Annotated in this window: 15 protein-coding genes; 10 read left to right on the top strand and 5 right to left on the bottom strand. The window is 56.5% G+C overall.

From position 1 onward, the window contains the following. Positions 1-54: 54 nt before the first annotated feature. Positions 55-243 (bottom strand): hypothetical protein, encoded by a 189-nt coding sequence (locus tag DHN55_RS08060; RefSeq protein ID WP_108880787.1) that lies wholly within the window; start codon positions 241-243, stop codon positions 55-57. 102 nt (positions 244-345) lie between these two features. After that, positions 346-2,367: a BTAD domain-containing putative transcriptional regulator gene (locus DHN55_RS08065; RefSeq protein ID WP_337660049.1), complete on the bottom strand. Its 2,022-nt coding sequence runs from the start codon at positions 2,365-2,367 to the stop codon at positions 346-348. Positions 2,368-2,791: 424 nt separating this feature from the next. Here DHN55_RS08065 and DHN55_RS08070 point away from each other — a divergent pair, with 424 nt between their 5' ends. Continuing rightward, positions 2,792-3,730, top strand: a complete 939-nt coding sequence (locus DHN55_RS08070; RefSeq protein WP_337660050.1) for a PilZ domain-containing protein — start codon at positions 2,792-2,794, stop codon at positions 3,728-3,730. A gap of 146 nt (positions 3,731-3,876) precedes the next feature. On the opposite strand, the gene DHN55_RS08075 is transcribed toward DHN55_RS08070, so the two are convergent. Beyond that, positions 3,877-4,113, bottom strand: a complete 237-nt coding sequence (locus DHN55_RS08075; RefSeq protein ID WP_108880790.1) for a DUF2061 domain-containing protein — start codon at positions 4,111-4,113, stop codon at positions 3,877-3,879. A gap of 125 nt (positions 4,114-4,238) precedes the next feature. On the opposite strand from DHN55_RS08075, the gene DHN55_RS08080 reads away from it, so the two are divergent. The 9 genes from DHN55_RS08080 (at position 4,239) to DHN55_RS08120 (ending at position 13,847) form a co-directional block, all read left to right on the top strand. Continuing rightward, the gene (locus DHN55_RS08080; RefSeq protein ID WP_108880791.1) at positions 4,239-5,081 is read left to right on the top strand and encodes a helix-turn-helix domain-containing protein; all 843 of its coding nucleotides are present in this window, start codon (positions 4,239-4,241) and stop codon (positions 5,079-5,081) included. A 130-nt stretch (positions 5,082-5,211) separates the two neighbouring features. Next, positions 5,212-6,414, top strand: coding sequence for an MHYT domain-containing protein (locus tag DHN55_RS08085; protein ID WP_108880792.1), 1,203 nt, complete (start codon positions 5,212-5,214; stop codon positions 6,412-6,414). Positions 6,415-6,575: 161 nt separating this feature from the next. Further along, a complete protein-coding gene (locus DHN55_RS08090) occupies positions 6,576-7,430 on the top strand; it encodes an FAD binding domain-containing protein (RefSeq protein ID WP_108881782.1) in 855 nt (284 codons plus the stop codon). A gap of 15 nt (positions 7,431-7,445) precedes the next feature. Beyond that, the gene (locus DHN55_RS08095; RefSeq protein WP_108880793.1) at positions 7,446-7,937 is read left to right on the top strand and encodes a 2Fe-2S iron-sulfur cluster-binding protein; all 492 of its coding nucleotides are present in this window, start codon (positions 7,446-7,448) and stop codon (positions 7,935-7,937) included. Then, positions 7,934-10,360, top strand: coding sequence for an aerobic carbon-monoxide dehydrogenase large subunit (locus DHN55_RS08100; RefSeq protein WP_108880794.1), 2,427 nt, complete (start codon positions 7,934-7,936; stop codon positions 10,358-10,360). The genes DHN55_RS08095 and DHN55_RS08100 overlap by 4 nt, the downstream gene beginning before the upstream one ends. A gap of 44 nt (positions 10,361-10,404) precedes the next feature. Further along, a complete protein-coding gene (locus tag DHN55_RS08105) occupies positions 10,405-11,280 on the top strand; it encodes an AAA family ATPase (protein WP_108880795.1) in 876 nt (291 codons plus the stop codon). After that, entirely contained in the window at positions 11,280-12,467 is a 1,188-nt protein-coding gene (locus tag DHN55_RS08110) for a VWA domain-containing protein (protein ID WP_108880796.1), read from the top strand. The genes DHN55_RS08105 and DHN55_RS08110 overlap by 1 nt, the downstream gene beginning before the upstream one ends. Beyond that, complete coding sequence (locus DHN55_RS08115; RefSeq protein ID WP_443111092.1) at positions 12,467-13,306, top strand: XdhC family protein; 840 nt, start codon at positions 12,467-12,469, stop codon at positions 13,304-13,306. The genes DHN55_RS08110 and DHN55_RS08115 overlap by 1 nt, the downstream gene beginning before the upstream one ends. Before the next feature lie 88 nt (positions 13,307-13,394). After that, positions 13,395-13,847, top strand: coding sequence for an SRPBCC domain-containing protein (locus tag DHN55_RS08120; RefSeq protein WP_108880798.1), 453 nt, complete (start codon positions 13,395-13,397; stop codon positions 13,845-13,847). Positions 13,848-14,467: 620 nt separating this feature from the next. On the opposite strand, the gene DHN55_RS08125 is transcribed toward DHN55_RS08120, so the two are convergent. Continuing rightward, positions 14,468-15,760: a Mur ligase family protein gene (locus tag DHN55_RS08125; RefSeq protein WP_108880799.1), complete on the bottom strand. Its 1,293-nt coding sequence runs from the start codon at positions 15,758-15,760 to the stop codon at positions 14,468-14,470. Further along, complete coding sequence (locus DHN55_RS08130) at positions 15,750-16,352, bottom strand: CapA family protein (protein WP_337660051.1); 603 nt, start codon at positions 16,350-16,352, stop codon at positions 15,750-15,752. Before DHN55_RS08130 ends, DHN55_RS08125 begins: the two co-directional genes overlap by 11 nt. Positions 16,353-16,464: the final 112 nt, after the last annotated feature.

A 16,464-nucleotide genomic window follows, 5' to 3' on the forward strand; every position in this document is an offset into this window, starting at 1 on the left:
GAAAGACCGTCACTGGTGCTGTTGATAATTCAGTCAATCTGAAAATCCCGCAGCCTAGTTGCCATCACAAGACACACGGCCCGGCTCTGAGCGCATGGTGAAGACGATATTCGACATTACGCCATTGTCGATAAGATCGCCGTCTGCTGCCGCGTCTGCACATACAGAAACCGGAAACAACTGACCGTTGCCAGCCCGAACAGTGTTGCCGGAAGATGCATCGTTTGAGAATGATGTGTTCATCAGGGTATCCGCCTTTGATTGGTTTGGTTAACAGCCGAATCGTATGCGGTCGGGTGTGACTCAAGTGTGATTTATGTGGGATCTGGTGGGCCGGGTTACTTGTTAAGACAAACCGGCCATGCGCAGGCCTTCGATCAAGTGCCTGGTATCATTTGCATTTTTGTCTGGAACGAGTTCACTTAGCCGGCTGAGTTCGAAGCTCGGATAGTTTTCACGGACGGTTGTGCCGTATTGGCTTGCGGTGTCCAGGTCTCCTGACATGGCATACGATGCGGCGAGCAAACGGGCGATGCCGGGGTTTTTCCGGTGCGGCTTCAGTATCGTGATAGCTGCCCGGTAGGCAGAAAGCTGGTAGAGGATGCTGGCGTGTATCCAGTCGTAATAAGCTGGCGGGTCCGGGTTGGAAGCCTTTGCCTGCAAACAGATTGCAAGTGCTTCCGCACCTTGTCCGGCATGTGAAAGAGCATCGGCATAGTCGGCAAGCATATCCGCATCATTTGGGGTCAGGTCTGCCGCGGCAGCAAAGTTTTCAAGGCTTTGATCATGGCGTCGCAGATACAGATTGGTAAAGCCAAGTTCACGCAGTCCACGCCCGTCCATCGGGTCCAGCCGGATCGATTTGTTGGCAAATTCGAGTGATTCGATGAGCAGATCGCTGGACGACATGCCGCGCACCAGTCTTTCCATGCTCAAGGTTCGAGACAGTCCGGAATAGGCTGGTGCAAAGTTTTCAGCTTCGTTCATCGAACGGCGAAAACTGTTGCGCGCCTTTCTGATCTCCGGCAGATCGGAGTGCCACATCAAACGGCGGCCATTGAGAAAATAGCGGTATGCACTGCTGTTGTCGGTTGTCTTGGGAGTTGCAATTTCACGACGCTCAATCGTCGATACCAACTGGCGGACAATCTCGAAACTCAGTCGCGAAAACAGCTTCGGCAGTTGATCCTCCGACAACCGTTTATCCAGAGCCATCAAGCTTTCGCTTGTGTGCGCATCAAGCAAAAGGAAGGTCGCAGTTGGCCCGGCATCGTCGGCGGTCACGATAGTGGAGAGAATATAGTCGACACCAAAACGCTTGCCGATTGCATCGAAGTCGCGATTGCTGTCCTGGCTGGCCATGCGCCCGCTATGGGCAGCAAGTACGGCAATACTGCGATACCGGGTCAGGCCCGCAGTAATATCATCAAGCAGCGCTTCTATCAGTTGCACCGATGGATCTGCGCCTATGACCATACGCGGTGGCAACAGGATCATTCGAGGTGCGCCTATTCGCTGTGTCTGTTCAACCTGCCCCGGCTGGTTTCCGGGTTCGCCGCCGCGCGCGTTGCCCGCAGCTGTGAAGGGTGCCAATACCGGGCTGGAGGCGGGGTCCTTGATACCCATGGTGGTGGCAAGCTGTTCGGTCGACAGGCTTGGTTTAATGCCATAGTCGGTCAACAAAACCTGACAACAGTCATTGTAGACCTTCAGAGCCTTGGTGTGGTTTCCCAACTCGCACCAGAGTTTCATCAAGGCCCTGTAGGCGGCTTCGTTGCTGGGATCCAGTTGCAGAAGCGCATTGGCAATATTCTCAACCTGGCTGGGCTCGGTTTCGTGGTCCATCAGTGCGGAAAGTGCCGCAGTCTTGGCGTTCAGAAGCTTGTTTGTGAGCTCGTAGTACCAATCTTCGAATTCATGGGTATCAATACCGGCACCCTGGAGCAGCGGCGAGCCAAGCGTACCGACAAAGGCTGCAAGACGCGAATAGTTGCCGTTTCTGGCATCTTCGACAATATCATTTGCAAGCACCTTTTCGAGATCAACCTGTACGGTTGCGCAGTCGTAGGAAACGAGCTTGCCGGATTTGACCAGCAAACCGCCGCCATATTGCTTCTCCAGCTTTCTGACCTTGACCAGGAATTGCCGGAAACTGGCATTGGCTTTGGCCCTGTCAGCATTGCCCCAAAGCATGGATACCAGATGCCGTTGGCTCAACATGCGATCCGGCTGGCTTGCCAGGACGGCGAGAGCTATGGGCAGTTTCTCGGGTACAGAAATCGCCCTGCCATCCACACTTGCGTGCGGATAGCCGAATGCACTCACCATATAGATTGGTTCGCGCACTTTGCGATTGATCTGCTCCACTTCGCCTCCCCCGGTCAAAGACCAATTTACCTCCAAGCAAATTGCAAGATGCATCCGTTCACCTGGACTGCATTTCTCGTCGTGCGCACAAAATTCCGATAACTCAGCAGCGGCACTGTTACCGCCTGCAGGAAAGCTGAATCACGACTCAACTTGACGTAGACGGAAACTATCACATTACTACTGTTTCGTCTGCAAATAGATAATCTCGCAGAATATTTACCCAATGAAAATTTTTGACCTTGATACAAATCAAACGCGATAGGTGCGTATAACGTAAGGTGAGATAACTATCTTGATATAGAAATATGCCTTTATGCCTTTATATACCGTGCGGGAAAAAACAACATGAAATAGGTTTTTTTAGATAATTTAAATTCCATCGCATTAATACAGTATACCTGTACACGGGAGACGTATTGCGATGAATATTTCAAAATCCGGAGACGGTTTATTGACGGCGCAGCAACTATTTAACGAACAAGATTTATCTGAAGATCCGCCCTTCGACTTCAGCTATGCTACGTCCGGGACAGCCGCAGCGGACCTGGGTTCACCCGGCACGCCCAAACGCACGCATGAAGTGTCAAATGCTATCGGCAACGTAGCGGGGATCGCTTATCTGACTGCCGCGACTACTGATCTGGCGATTGCCGTCGACGAAACAATGACGTCGCGGGACTCATATGCAGATTTGCAGTTGTACCTGCCCACCGAGGTCGGTGATTTGCGCAAACCCCTGGCTTCACTGCTCAAGAACGTTGATGAAGACTATGATCTCGGAGACATAATGCTGTTGCCGGCCAGAATGCAGTTTGGCATGCGTATGGCAACAAAACTAGCGGGCGATCCTGCAGACAAGAGGATCTCAAGCGACGTCTTCGCCGATGCCTGGAAACACATTGCAAGCGGCATGCTGGAGGCTTCGGACCTTTGTGATCATGTCCAGTCAAAATGTGAGCAGAAGATTTACGATCTATCACTGCCTGCCGGACTGCTCAGCAACGTGCTGTCCGGCAAACACCCGTGCCTGGATCGTTCCGGCCGGCTGTCCGTTCCGAATTGGGCGGAGCGCAGAGGGTCGAAGAGGTATCCATGCCGGGTCGAGGTCAGTGTCGTTTCAGAGCAGCGAACACAATCCGGCACAATCAAGAACTTCTCCGCAGAGGGCCTTGGTATAACCGGTCTCAGCGGTATCGGGATCAATGAGAGGGTAACGATCAAAAGAGTGGTCGGTGATGATATTACCGGTCGAATCCAGCGGATCGACAAGAACTGGGCCGGTGTGGTGATGGACAAGGGACTGTTTTTCGACGATCCGTTTTACAGCCTGGTTTCAAACCAAAAAACACTACCCAAGTGAAAAGTGATGTGTTGCCGAATAACCCGGCTTTGCTAGGCACCGTCTCCTACAGTGTCAGCAGCAAGGCAGGCAGCGGGTCTCCAGGTTGAAATTTATTCTCGCCCCTACTTGAGTAGATTTTTTCCGGGGTATCCGCTGCCTGCCATTCAAGTGCTTCGGGGCAGGGATTCTGCTCCTAGGTTGTCCTTGCGCCCCCAGCTGATTTTCGACCAGACCATCTCATGCAGAAAATAGCTCAAAAACCCGGTTATTGAGCCGGCGATTGCTATGCCGCCGCTGGCCACAATCGAGCTTGTGAACAGAAAACCGATGAGCATCATCATGACAAACCCTGCGATCTGCCAGGTGGCTGATTTGACGATAAGTCTGGTTGTGGTGTCCATTGCAGTTCTCCGTGTTGCCCAAGCGTGCCAGTGGTGTTGCTAGCGCAGAAAACACCATCTGGACATTACGCTCTTTCGCTGCATAATCTCCATTTTGATGATTATTATCTGCAGAGCAGGCTTTTATGGACAAACGTGACCGATCAGAGGTTTTCAGGAATCGCCTCCTGGATGCGATGGCCCGCAACAATGTGTCCCGCAGTGCACTGGCCAGGAAAACCGGCGTTGACCGGTCGACGATCGGCCAGCTTCTGAAAGATGACCTGCCGCGCCTGCCCAATGCTCAACTCGCAGCCGATGCAGCCTCGGCACTGGGTGTCAGCACAGATTGGCTGTTGGGCCTCACGGGCCGTCCGGAACGGCCTGGTGACATTGTTGCAGCGGCGATGTCTCTCAGTCCGGCTGAACGGCTCTCGGCTGATGCCCAGCTCATGCAATGGTACCGGGAGGCGGCCGGTTACAAGGTGCGCCATGTCCCCGCAACCCTGCCGGACATTCTGAAAACAGAAAGAATGCTGGACTGGGAATATTCTTCGTTTCGCGATCAACGCCTGGTTCTGGCGATCAATGCGATGCGCAGCCAACTGGAATGGCTGCAGTCGGGCGTGTCGGATTACGAAATTGCCCTGCCTGTCCACGAACTGGAAGCCTGCGCGGCGGGAACGGCTTATTACGCAGGCGTTGAACAGAATGTCCGGCTTGAACAACTGAGCTTTATCGCAAAGCTGTGCCGCGACATGTTTCCCAGGCTGCGCCTGTTCCTGTTCGATGCCCATAAGGTGTTCAGTGCGCCTGTCACCGTCTTCGGGCCGAACCTGGCTGTTATCTATGTTGGCCAATGCTACCTGGCCTTCCGCGAAAGTCAGCGGGTGCGCTCGCTGACAGATCATTTTGACTGGCTGGTACGCGAGGCAACGGTGGATGCCCGTGAGGTTCCTGACTATATCGGGTCTCTTGTGGACGATTGAGCGAAGTGCTGACCGGCCGGGGTGTTATGGTCAGATCAGGAATCTCGATCCCCCACTGTAAAATGGTAGCTGTACCGGTCTGAAGTCGCTTGTTGATGGCTGCAAGGTTGAGCGCTAGGGTGATGCGCGCATGCTGACATTTACCTACGATGTTACACTTGTTGCGGCAGCATTGTGTATTTCCATGATTGCCGCGTTCACCGGCCTAACCTTGACCAGCGGTCTGTCTGCGCTTTCCCATGTCAAACGGAAAGTCTTTGTCAGCATGGCCGCCCTGGCGCTTGGAGGTGGCATCTGGTCGACGCATTTCGTGGCAATGCTGGCGTTGGAGCTGCCCGTTGATATTGGGTATGATCCGCTGCTGACGCTTGCCTCGGCAATGTTCGCGATCTTGCTGGTCGGCATGGCTCTGCTGCTGATGCATTTCGGCAAGCGCACCTTGCAGAACATCATTGTTGCAGGCCTGCTGGTGGGCGCAGGTATCCTTTCCATGCACTATGTCGGTATGCTGGGCATACGCGGCTGCATCCCGCAATTTGCAACTGCCGGCAAGATGCTGTCAGGCCTGGCAGCCGCGATCATGGGCATTGCAGCCATCTGGATTTCCTATGCACGCAGGACACAAGGCTCGGTATTGACCGGAACAATCGTGTTTGGCCTGTCGGTGGTGATCACCCATTTTATCGCCATGTACTGGACCGGGTTTGCCCGGCTGCCTGCAGGGGTTGCAATAGAGCCGTCGATACACAACAGCCAGCTGGCGATGATCGTGACACTTGCCGCTTTTGTAATTTGCGGGGCTTTCCTGCTGTCGGCTTCGACATTCGCCCTGCAGGCAGCCGGGCCAGGCGGCACTCAAACACCGCCCGGAGTTGCTTTCGCCGATATGCCGTTTGAAGCCGCCGCAGCATCAGCCATCCGCTCGGAGGCAGATGCCATAGCGGGGCCGGGGGGAGCAGTTTCCGCATTTCCCCCCGGTACGAACACCGCGTCTGCACAGGCGAACCTGCAGGTGCCGTTTGAACGTGAGAACAAAATCTATTTTGTGAAATGCGATGAAATAGCTGCGGTGAGGGCGGAAGGACATTACACCCTGCTTTATGCCCGGGGTAAAAAGCTGTTCTGCCCCTGGTCAATCACCAAGTCTGTGGCAAATCTTCCCGCGCCGATGTTCTTTCAGACCCACCGCAGTTACCTGGTCAATACCGCAAGGATAACAGCTTTTGAGCGCCGCAAGGATACCGGTGTGTGTATCCTGCGGGATGAGGCGATCGACAGCGTACCGGTCAGCCGGTCCAAGGTCGGCGCCTTGCGCGATTTGCTGGACCTGTAGATTTCGCCCAATATTCGCATTTCGTGCTGATATTTCGCACTTCGTGCAAATTGACGATTTAGTCGTGAATGGAGCCTCGCCCCGGCAAAACCATTATTGAGAGTCTGTGCCTTCGAGTTGGCACGGTCGCAGAAAACGACCGGCCGCAGGAGGAAACAGAAATGATACCAGGTACTTTTGAATACTATCGCCCGTCGGACCTGCCGGAAGCGATCAAGCTGCTGACGACGCACGGCGATGATGCGCGCGTGATGGCGGGTGGCCACAGCCTGATCCCGATGATGAAGCTGCGCATGGCTGACATTCCCCATCTGGTGGACCTGCAGGACATAGATGCATTGCAGGGCATGGAGGTCGGCAGTGACAGCATCCGCATTGGCGCCATGGTGACACAGCACGAACTGATTGCCGACGAGGCGCTGTTCAAGGCTGCGCCCATCATTCGCGAAGCGGCCCTGCAGATTGCCGACCCGCAGGTGCGCTATGTCGGAACGGTTGGCGGCAATGTGGCCAATGGCGACCCGGGCAACGACATGCCGGGCCTGATGCAGTGTCTCGACGCGGTGTTTTCCGTGCAAGGTCCCGATGGCTCACGCGACATCGCCGCGCGGGAGTTTTACGAAGCGGCCTATTTCACCGCGCGCGCAGACGACGAAATACTGACATCCGTTTCCTTCAAGCCGCACCCGGCCGGGTATGCATATGAAAAACAGAAACGGAAAATCGGCGATTACGCCACAGCCGCCTCGGCGGTGCTGATTGCCAAGGACGGCGAGATTTGCAGCCAGGCGTCGATTGCCATGACCAACCTGTCCGATACGCCGATTTACAGCACCGCTGCGTCGGGCGCACTGACCGGTTCCTCACTGGATGCAGCTGCAGTTTCCGCTGCTGTTGATGCAGCACTCGCTGATATCGATCCAGCCGAAGACGGCAGGGGCCCAGTTGAATTCAAGAAACATGTGGCAGGCGTGATTTTGCGTCGCGCGATCGAGCGCGCCATTGCACGCGCCTGAGGGAGAAATACAACAATGTCAAAAATGCACATCAAGATGACGGTGAACGGCAAGCAGGTGGAAACGCTTGCCGAACCCCGTGAACTGCTGATCCACGTTTTGCGAGAGCGGCTGGACCTCACAGGCCCCCATATCGGTTGCGAAACTTCCCATTGCGGCGCCTGCACCGTCGACATGAACGGCAAGTCGGTGAAATCCTGCACGGTGTTCGCAGCACAGGCCAATGGCGCTGACGTGACCACGATTGAAGGTCTCGGGACGCCGGACAACCTGCACGTGCTGCAGGAGATGTTCAAGGAACACCATGGCTTGCAGTGCGGGTTCTGTACCCCCGGCATGATCACCCGTGCGCACCGGTTCCTGCAGGAAAACCCCAACCCGACCGAAGAGGAAGTGCGTTTCGGCATGGCGGGTAACCTGTGTCGCTGCACCGGCTACCAGAACATCGTCAAGGCCATCATGGCGGCAGCGTCTGAAATGAATGCAGCCAGGGAGGCGGCACAATGAATGAAATGACCCCCACAAAATCCGAACGCGCCGCTGCCCTCAAGGGGCTTGGAACGTCGCGCAAGCGCGTCGAGGACTCTCGTTTTACCCAGGGCAAGGGCAATTACATCGATGATATCAAGATGCCTGGTATGGTGTTCGGTGATTTCGTCCGCTCGCCCTATGCCCATGCCCGGGTGAAATCGATCAACGCGGAAAGGGCGCTTGAGCTGCCCGGTGTGATCGCGGTTTTGACGGCAGCCGACCTGGAACCGCTCAGCCTGCACTGGATGCCGACGCTGGCGGGCGACAAGCAGATGGTTCTGGCTGATGGAAAGGTCCTGTTCCAGGGCCAGGAAGTGGCCTTCGTGGTGGCGGAAGACCGCTATATCGCGGCTGACGCCATTGAACTGGTGGAAGTGGATTATGAAGAACTGCCGGTTCTCGTCGACCCGATGAAAGCCGAACTGGATGACGCGCCGATCCTGCGCGAAGACATTGCCGATCAGAAGACCGGGGCGCACGGCGCCCGGCGGCACCCCAACCACATCTTCACCTGGGAACAGGGTGAAAAGGAAGCGACAGAAGCCGTGTTGTCGGGTGCCGACGTGGTGGCGGAAGAAACCGTCTACTATCACCGCACGCATCCGTGCCCGCTGGAGACCTGTGGCTGCGTGGCGTCGATGGACAAGGTCAACGGCAAGCTGACACTGTACGGCACCTTCCAGGCGCCGCACGTGGTGCGCACCGTTGCCTCGCTGCTGTCAGGCATAGCCGAGCACAATATCCGGGTGGTCTCGCCTGATATCGGCGGCGGATTTGGCAACAAGGTCGGTGTCTATCCGGGCTATGTGTGTTCCATCGTTGCATCCATCGTGACCGGTGTGCCGGTCAAGTGGGTTGAGGACCGCATGGACAACCTTATGGCCACGGCATTTGCGCGTGATTACTGGATGACCGGCAAGATCGCGGCAACAAAGGAAGGCAAGATCACCGGCCTGTGGTGTCACACAATCGCCGATCATGGTGCGTTTGACGCGTGTGCGGACCCGACCAAGTTTCCGGCAGGCTTCATGAACATCTGCACCGGATCCTATGACATCCCGACCGCATACCTGGCGGTTGACGGTATCTACACCAACAAGGCGCCCGGCGGTGTCGCCTACCGATGCTCGTTCCGGGTTACCGAAGCAGCCTACTTCATCGAGCGCATGATTGAAGTTCTGGCCATCAAGCTGGACATGGACGCCGGTGAACTGCGCAAGATCAACTTCATCAAGAAGGATCAGTTTCCGTATAATTCGGCGCTTGGCTGGGAGTTTGACTCCGGTGATTACCATACGGCGTGGGACAAGGCGATGAAGGCTGTCGACTATGACGGGCTGCGCAAGGAACAGGCTGAAAGGGTTAAAGCCTTCAAGAAAGGCGAGACCCGCAAGATGATGGGCATCGGCCTGTGCCATTTCACCGAGATCGTCGGTGCCGGGCCGATGAAAAACTGTGACATTCTCGGCATGGGCATGTTTGACAGTTGCGAGATCCGCATTCATCCGACTGGTTCGGCCATCGCCCGCCTCGGCACCATTTCGCAAGGCCAGGGTCATGCCACAACCTTCGCCCAGATTCTCGCCAGCGAAATCGGCATATCGGCTGACGACATCACCATCGAGGAAGGTGACACCGATACCGCACCTTACGGGCTTGGCACCTATGGCTCGCGGTCTACCCCGGTTGCAGGCGCTGCCACCGCCATGGCGGGCCGGAAAATCCGCGCCAAGGCGCAGATGATCGCCGCGTACCTGCTGGAAGTGCACGACAACGACATCGAGTGGGATGTGGACCGCTTCGTGGTCAAGGGCGCCGAAGAGCGCTTCAAGACCATGAAGGAAGTGGCCTACGCCTCGTACAACCAGGAAATCCCGGGTGTTGAACCCGGCCTTGAGGCGGTGAGCTATTATGATCCGCCCAACATGACCTATCCGTTCGGGGCCTATGTCTGCGTGATGGATATCGACGTCGACACCGGCGAGCATGAAATCCGCAAATTCTACGCCCTGGACGATTGCGGCACACGCATCAACCCGATGATCATTGAGGGCCAGGTGCATGGCGGGCTGACCGAGGCGCTGGCGATCACCATGGGCCAGGAGATCGCCTATGATGAAATGGGCACACACAAGACGGCCACGCTGATGGACTTCTTCATTCCGACCGCATGGGAAACTCCGCACTACGAGACCGATTTTACCGAGACGCCGAGCCCGCATCATCCGATTGGCGCCAAGGGGGTCGGCGAGAGTCCCAATGTGGGCGGCGTGCCTGCGTTCTCCAACGCGGTAAACGATGCGTTCCGGGCGTTCGGGGTAAATCACACCCACACGGACATGCCGCATGACCATTGGCGCATCTGGAAAACCGCCAGGGACCTCGGCATGCACGACTAGGTGTTGTGCCCGGCATGTTTCAGCGCAGGGAGTGAGCAGACAAAATGACCTGGACAGACATCAGATCTGACCTCGCCAATGCCGGCTATATTGCATCCGATGAACTTGCCATGGCGGTTCATCTTGCCCAGTCGCTTGGCAGGCCCTTGTTGCTGGAAGGTGCGGCCGGCGTCGGCAAGACGCAGATCGCCAAGACACTTGCCGACGTTCTCGATACCCGGCTGATACGCCTGCAGTGTTATGAGGGCCTGGATGCCGCGACATCGATCTATGAGTGGAACTATCAGAGACAGTTGTTGTCCATTCGCGCGGCGGCTGATGAGGGTGCTGCGTCATCGGAGATCGAGGACAGGATCTTTTCGGAAAAATACCTGCTGAAGCGGCCGCTGCTGGAAGCCATTCAGCAGGACGTATCGCCGGTATTGCTGATCGACGAAATAGACCGGGCGGATGAAGAGTTCGAGGCCTACCTGCTGGAACTGCTGTCGGATTTCCAGATTTCCATTCCCGAGCTTGGCACTATTGCCGCAACCACCAGGCCGCATGTGGTGCTGACCGCTAACGGAACGCGTGACCTGTCGGATGCGCTGCGCCGGCGCTGTATTTATTCGTTCGTCGACTATCCGGACAAGAAAACCGAACTGGTGATCCTCAAGGCTCACTTCTCGCAGCTGAACGGACACCTTGCCGAACAGATCGTCGGGTTTGTGCAGGCGCTGCGCAAGGAAGACCTGGAGAAGAAACCGGGCGTGGCGGAATTACTGGACTGGACGGCGGCGGTTTCCGGGCTGGGCATAAATGACCTCAGCGACGATCCGGCAACCTTGCAGGCAACGCTGGTCTGCCTGTTGAAGACACAAGCCGACCAGGCTGCGGTCCCGCCCGAGGTCGCACAGCGTCTTGTCGGCAAGGCAGCGTGATGCAAACGACCCGGTTTTTAGAGCGCAGCGGCTCGATTGCCGAGCGGGTAACCGATTTCATGTCACACCTGCGCGGCAACGGCATTCCGGTCGGTTTCGTGGAAACCGATGCGGCCATGCGGGCGTTTGCGAGTATCAACGTGGTCGACGTGGACGCTGCCCGGATGGCGCTGAAGGCCATCTGCGCGCGCAATGAGGACGGGTTTGAACGGTTCGACGAACTGTTTACGGCGTTCTGGCTGAACCGGGGGCGTGAAAAAAGCGGCACCGAACGCCGCGATGAAATTCGCAATAATGCCAGCCAGCGCTCCAATCTCAGCCAGGCAGACGACGGGACCACCGACGGTTCATCCGGTGCACAGTCGGAAGTCGACGCCGACAGGACAGGCGAGGCGTCGGCAGGCGGTGAAGGCAAACTGGTTGCAAGCCGGGTTTCAAACCTGGAGAAAACCGATTTCCGCGAGATGATGACACCGGAAGCTCTGGCACAGGCGGAGCAGGTTGCCCGTCTGATCGCCCGGCAATTCCGGGACCGGCGCTCGCGCCGCCGGCGCGCCCACAGTCGCGGCAAACTGATCGATCTCAGGCGGGTTGCGCGTGCCGCGGTTCAGACCGGTGGCGAACCACTAAGCCTGTTCAGGCTCAAAAAACCGGACAGGCCTGTAACCCTGGTGACGCTGCTGGATGTATCCGGGTCGATGACCGTCTATGCGCGGGTGTTTCTGGCTTTCTTAAAGGGCCTGATGAGCGCGGACCAGAAAACCGAAGCCTTCCTGTTCCACACCAAGCTGGTGAACATCGGCGAGGCGTTGCGGGACCACGACACGTTGCGAGCCATAAACCGGCTGTCGATGATGGCGCAGGGCTTTGGCGGGGGGACCAAGATCGCCGGCAACCTTGCCAGTTTCAATGCGCAGTACGCCCGGAGCATGGTCAATGGCCGAACCGTGGTGATCATATTGTCGGACGGCTATGACACCGATGCGCCCGAGGAAATGGCATCGCAGATGCATCGCCTGAAGAAACGCGGGTGCAAGGTCATCTGGCTCAACCCCCTGATCGGATGGAAGGACTATGCGCCGGTTGCACAAGGCATGGCGGCGGCACTGCCGTTCGTCGACTTATTTGCCGCTGCCAACACCCTGGAGTCGCTGAAAGCCGTCACTCCTCATCTGGAGGCGTTGTGATGAGCGGTACGGACATCCTGGAGCTGGCATCTGAATTGAAAGCGGAAGGCGAGGCGTTTGCGCTGGCCACCGTGGTGCGAACCGTATCAGTGACCGCTGCCAAGGCCGGTGCCAGGGCACTGGTGCGTTCGGACGGCATCATCAGCGACGGATGGATTGGCGGTGGTTGTGCGAGGGCAGCCGTTGTCAAAGCGGCCAGACAGGCGATTGCGTCCGGCACGCCGCAACTGGTTTCGATCCAGCCGGAAGACCTGCTCGATGAACAAGGTGTCACCTCTGGCGAGGAAGTGGGCGGTGTCAGGTTTGCTGCCAATTTCTGCCCGAGCAAGGGGACAATGGATGTTTTCGTCGAGCCGGTTCTGCCAAAACCTGAACTGGTGATTTTCGGATCCAGCCCGGTTGCCGTCGCGCTGGCTGAAATGGCACCTGCAGTTGGGTATTTCTGCACGGTTTGCGCGCCGGAAGATCAACACGGCGAGTTTGACACCCCTGCAAATTTCGTCGCCCGGTATACGCCCGACATGGCGGGTAAACGGCAGCGCTTTGTGGTGATCTCCACCCAGGGCAACGGCGATGAGGCGGCCACCAGAGACGCGCTTTCACTGCCGTCCGATTTCGCCAGTTTTGTGGGCAGCAAGGCCAAAGTGAAATCACTGCGGCAAAAGCTGACGAGCACGGGGGTCAGCGAGAGCAGTTTCGACAGTATCAAAGCACCGGCCGGTCTGGACCTCGGGGCCATCACACCGGAGGAAATCGCCTTGTCCATTCTGGCGGAGATAACTGTGTTTCGCAGGCAAGGCCAACGCGGTGACGCAGTTATGCAGGGCACCACCTCATAAGACCAAGCAAAAAAGCATTCAGCAAGACAACCACTGTCAGCCCAAGGTGAATTCCTGTACCGGGCGAGCATCAAAAGGAAGAGGGAATATGGAACTTCAGGACGAAATTCGGATCGCCGCGCCGAGAGACCAGGTTTACGCAGCCCTCAACGACCCCGAGATACTGAAAAAGTGCATTCCCGGCTGCGAAGAACTGATCAAGCATTCCGATACCGAGCTTGAAGCAAAGGTGACGCTGAAGATCGGACCGGTGAAAGCCCGCTTCTCCGGCAATGTCGTCCTCGATCCCAGCGAGGCGCCTGAGAGTTTCTCACTGCAGGGAGAAGGCAATGGCGGCGTTGCCGGTTTCGCCAAGGGCGGTGCGGATGTGAATTTGGCCGAAGACGGTGACGAAACAGTGCTGACATACCAGGCCAAGGCCGCCATCGGCGGCAAGCTTGCCCAACTGGGCAGCCGGCTGGTTACCGGTACATCGAAAAAGCTGGCTGCAAAATTCTTTGCAAGTTTTGCGAAGCAGCTCAGTGCAGAGACAACTGTCTGACCGCGAAGCCCGGGGGGAGGGTCGGCCTCGCTGCCGGGAACAGCAGCGGGGCCGGAGTTGCTCGGGCCGGAAGCGTATTCCTTCGACTTGAACGACATGGAAGCCACTGTGGCCGGAGCATCCGCCAGCTTGCGGATGTTGGCCCAGGTTTGTTCATAGTTCGGCATGACCAATCCGATCATGCCATGGGTGATGACATTCAGCCTTTGCAAGACGTTCAGGGATTTTCATGCCGGCAATTGCGCCTGGAATCCGGTTTCGGAAAGCTTGCGTTTGCCGTTTTCCCATTGAAACGGCACAATAAAAAAACCCCGGTCATTGGCCGGGGTTCGATTCTGATAAATGCCCGGAGATGATCACTGCTTCAACAACCGAAGCGTTTGAAACGTGTTGTTTTCAATCTCTCAGAACTTGCGTCTACTTGTTGTTTTCAGGTTCCGGCGAGATGTCGGGTTCAGGTGAAAAGATCATTTCGGATCTCCTTTCAGTTTTTCGTTCCGCATATTGCTCAAGGAGCGATGCGGGACAGTTGCCTCAATATATCGAAAAATACCTGTCTAAGGTTGTTGCACAGTGCATCTTCAACCTTCACTTCGCAATCGAAACTTATCAACATTGCGTCACGGCAATAAAGGGGTTTCCAGTTTTGGTCCGGCAACCTGGTCAAGCTCGTCCGGTGACAACATGTTGGCGAAGACCATGTCGGAACCGGTCGCCAGGGATTTGAGGTGCTTGAGGGCGTCGCCGGGGGTTTCCACACAAATTATGTGCGCTTCATCAACGCCTCGCGCAACCAGGCTTTGTGACAGTCGCCGGGCAATCTCACCGGATTGCCGACCACGACGAAAATAGTCTGTCTCAAAGCAGATGTAGCGCGCAAACCGGCCTGCAATAACGCTGGCCATTTCGTCAAACGTGCTGTCCGGCCGGTTCCCGACAGAGGAGATCATGCAAAAACGCCGGCCTTCACAAGGCAGCTGCAGGAAACCCCCGATGGATATTCTCAGCGAGGGTGGGCTCAAGGCTTTGTCCAACACCATCGTGAATGGACAGTCATCAATAATGTTGAAACGCCCCGGGTTCATGTCCAACGAGTTTTCGAATGCCATCAGTCCCTGAGCAATGGTTTCGGTTGCCACTTGCATACCATCAGCGAGGGCGGCGGCAGCCATGGCATTGAGCAGGTTGTGCTGCACTATGCCTGACATGGTTGCCGGGATGTCGTTGACGCGCGCAATTTTCTGATGCGCCTTTTCCGGCGATATCAACACAAGCCATTCACCGGTTTCGTCGAGGGTGCAGATCCTGCTCCCCAGAGTTATTCTTTCTGCAATATCGCTGCGGCTGGGATCAATGCAGAAGAAGGTGGTTTTCGATGGGATATATTGATCTGCCATGCTCCGGCACCGGTCATCATCAAGGCTGAGAATGACACGATCGGTTGCCGCATCTGTCACCTGCCGCTTGTGCGCTGCCATTGCGTCAAGTGTATCGATGCCGTCAATCCCAACCTGGCCGGTTTGCACATTGAGCAATGCAGCGACATGGCAGCGCCGGGTATAGAGACCGCTGGAAATCAGCCCGCCTCTTGCCGTCTCGAGTACGGCGGCATCGATGGACTTGTCAGCGAATACCCGCATTGCCCCGTCATAGCCGGCACTGTCGCCATCCCGAACTTTCCGGCCTGCGATATAGATACCATCCGTACATGCAAGTCCGGCCGTATGGCCCGCACATGCAAGTATGTGCGCCAACATTCTTGACGTTGTCGTTTTGCCACTAGACCCGGTAATCATTGCGGTCGGGATGCGCGGCGCACGCAATCCCCGCAGCGGGCCAAGTACATTTTTCCTCATTAACCGCCGGAAGGTTATTGTCCGATGATCGTTGAGGGTTGGTCGCCTAAAGAACATCTATACGCCCGGTGTTGGTGGCAGCGTCATAGCGAACCCTGGTTCCGAACCGGGCAGACTGCAAGCCGATTTCCCCGACAATACTTCTGCCCATTTCCGGACCTGCAAGTTGCGGCCTGCCCAGATCATCCAGACCCTTGCCAAACTGCAGGTCCAGCGGGACCAGCTCGATGGTTGTCAGACGATCATCGGCATACGTCAAGCGGGCTGCGCACGCTTCAAAGATATTGCGTCTGAAAGACTGAGCCCAGGGCCTTGAGGCTTCCAGAACATCGGCAGGGCTTGCCGTGTCGTCGAGCCCCACAGCTTCGTAGGCCTCAGCGGGCAGCGGGGTGATTTGCGCTGTCTGAAACACGAAATTGCCCAGGCCGAAAAAAACTGGACGGCCATCGCGGATCTGGATGCCGCACAATGCATGGACACCATGGACGTGTACGATGTCCGCACCGGCAGCAAGCACATCTGACACATAGCCGGATAACCACCTCGTCTCATCGTGTGTGTGGACTGAGACGATCGTCAGGTCAGACTGCCCGGCGGCTTGCTTTACGGCCTCGATGTTTTCTCTCCGTTCATCTTCCTTATTGATCATGCAGCGGTCACAGGAAAAGCTGCAAGTGTTCATCAGGGACAGTGGTTTTGGGAGCGATGGCAAATTGTACGCCTGGAAAATAAAAGTAATTCGTGAATGCTAGTTACGCCGA

Source organism: Anderseniella sp. Alg231-50, from assembly GCF_900149695.1.
Classification (GTDB): Bacteria; Pseudomonadota; Alphaproteobacteria; order Rhizobiales; family Aestuariivirgaceae; genus Anderseniella.

Excerpts from the sequence above, each read along its gene's own strand:
- DHN55_RS08090 (WP_108881782.1), top strand. The coding sequence starts at position 6,576 with ATGATACCAGGTACTTTTGAATACTATCGCCCGTCGGACCTGCCGGAA.
- DHN55_RS08060 (WP_108880787.1), bottom strand. The coding sequence starts at position 243 with ATGAACACATCATTCTCAAACGATGCATCTTCCGGCAACACTGTTCGG.
- DHN55_RS08085 (WP_108880792.1), top strand. The coding sequence starts at position 5,212 with ATGCTGACATTTACCTACGATGTTACACTTGTTGCGGCAGCATTGTGT.
- DHN55_RS08070 (WP_337660050.1), top strand. The coding sequence starts at position 2,792 with ATGAATATTTCAAAATCCGGAGACGGTTTATTGACGGCGCAGCAACTA.
- DHN55_RS08075 (WP_108880790.1), bottom strand. The coding sequence starts at position 4,113 with ATGGACACCACAACCAGACTTATCGTCAAATCAGCCACCTGGCAGATC.
- DHN55_RS08110 (WP_108880796.1), top strand. The coding sequence starts at position 11,280 with ATGCAAACGACCCGGTTTTTAGAGCGCAGCGGCTCGATTGCCGAGCGG.
- DHN55_RS08105 (WP_108880795.1), top strand. The coding sequence starts at position 10,405 with ATGACCTGGACAGACATCAGATCTGACCTCGCCAATGCCGGCTATATT.
- DHN55_RS08130 (WP_337660051.1), bottom strand. The coding sequence starts at position 16,352 with ATGATCAATAAGGAAGATGAACGGAGAGAAAACATCGAGGCCGTAAAG.
- DHN55_RS08100 (WP_108880794.1), top strand. The coding sequence starts at position 7,934 with ATGAATGAAATGACCCCCACAAAATCCGAACGCGCCGCTGCCCTCAAG.
- DHN55_RS08125 (WP_108880799.1), bottom strand. The coding sequence starts at position 15,760 with ATGTTCTTTAGGCGACCAACCCTCAACGATCATCGGACAATAACCTTC.
- DHN55_RS08080 (WP_108880791.1), top strand. The coding sequence starts at position 4,239 with ATGGACAAACGTGACCGATCAGAGGTTTTCAGGAATCGCCTCCTGGAT.
- DHN55_RS08120 (WP_108880798.1), top strand. The coding sequence starts at position 13,395 with ATGGAACTTCAGGACGAAATTCGGATCGCCGCGCCGAGAGACCAGGTT.
- DHN55_RS08115 (WP_443111092.1), top strand. The coding sequence starts at position 12,467 with ATGAGCGGTACGGACATCCTGGAGCTGGCATCTGAATTGAAAGCGGAA.
- DHN55_RS08095 (WP_108880793.1), top strand. The coding sequence starts at position 7,446 with ATGTCAAAAATGCACATCAAGATGACGGTGAACGGCAAGCAGGTGGAA.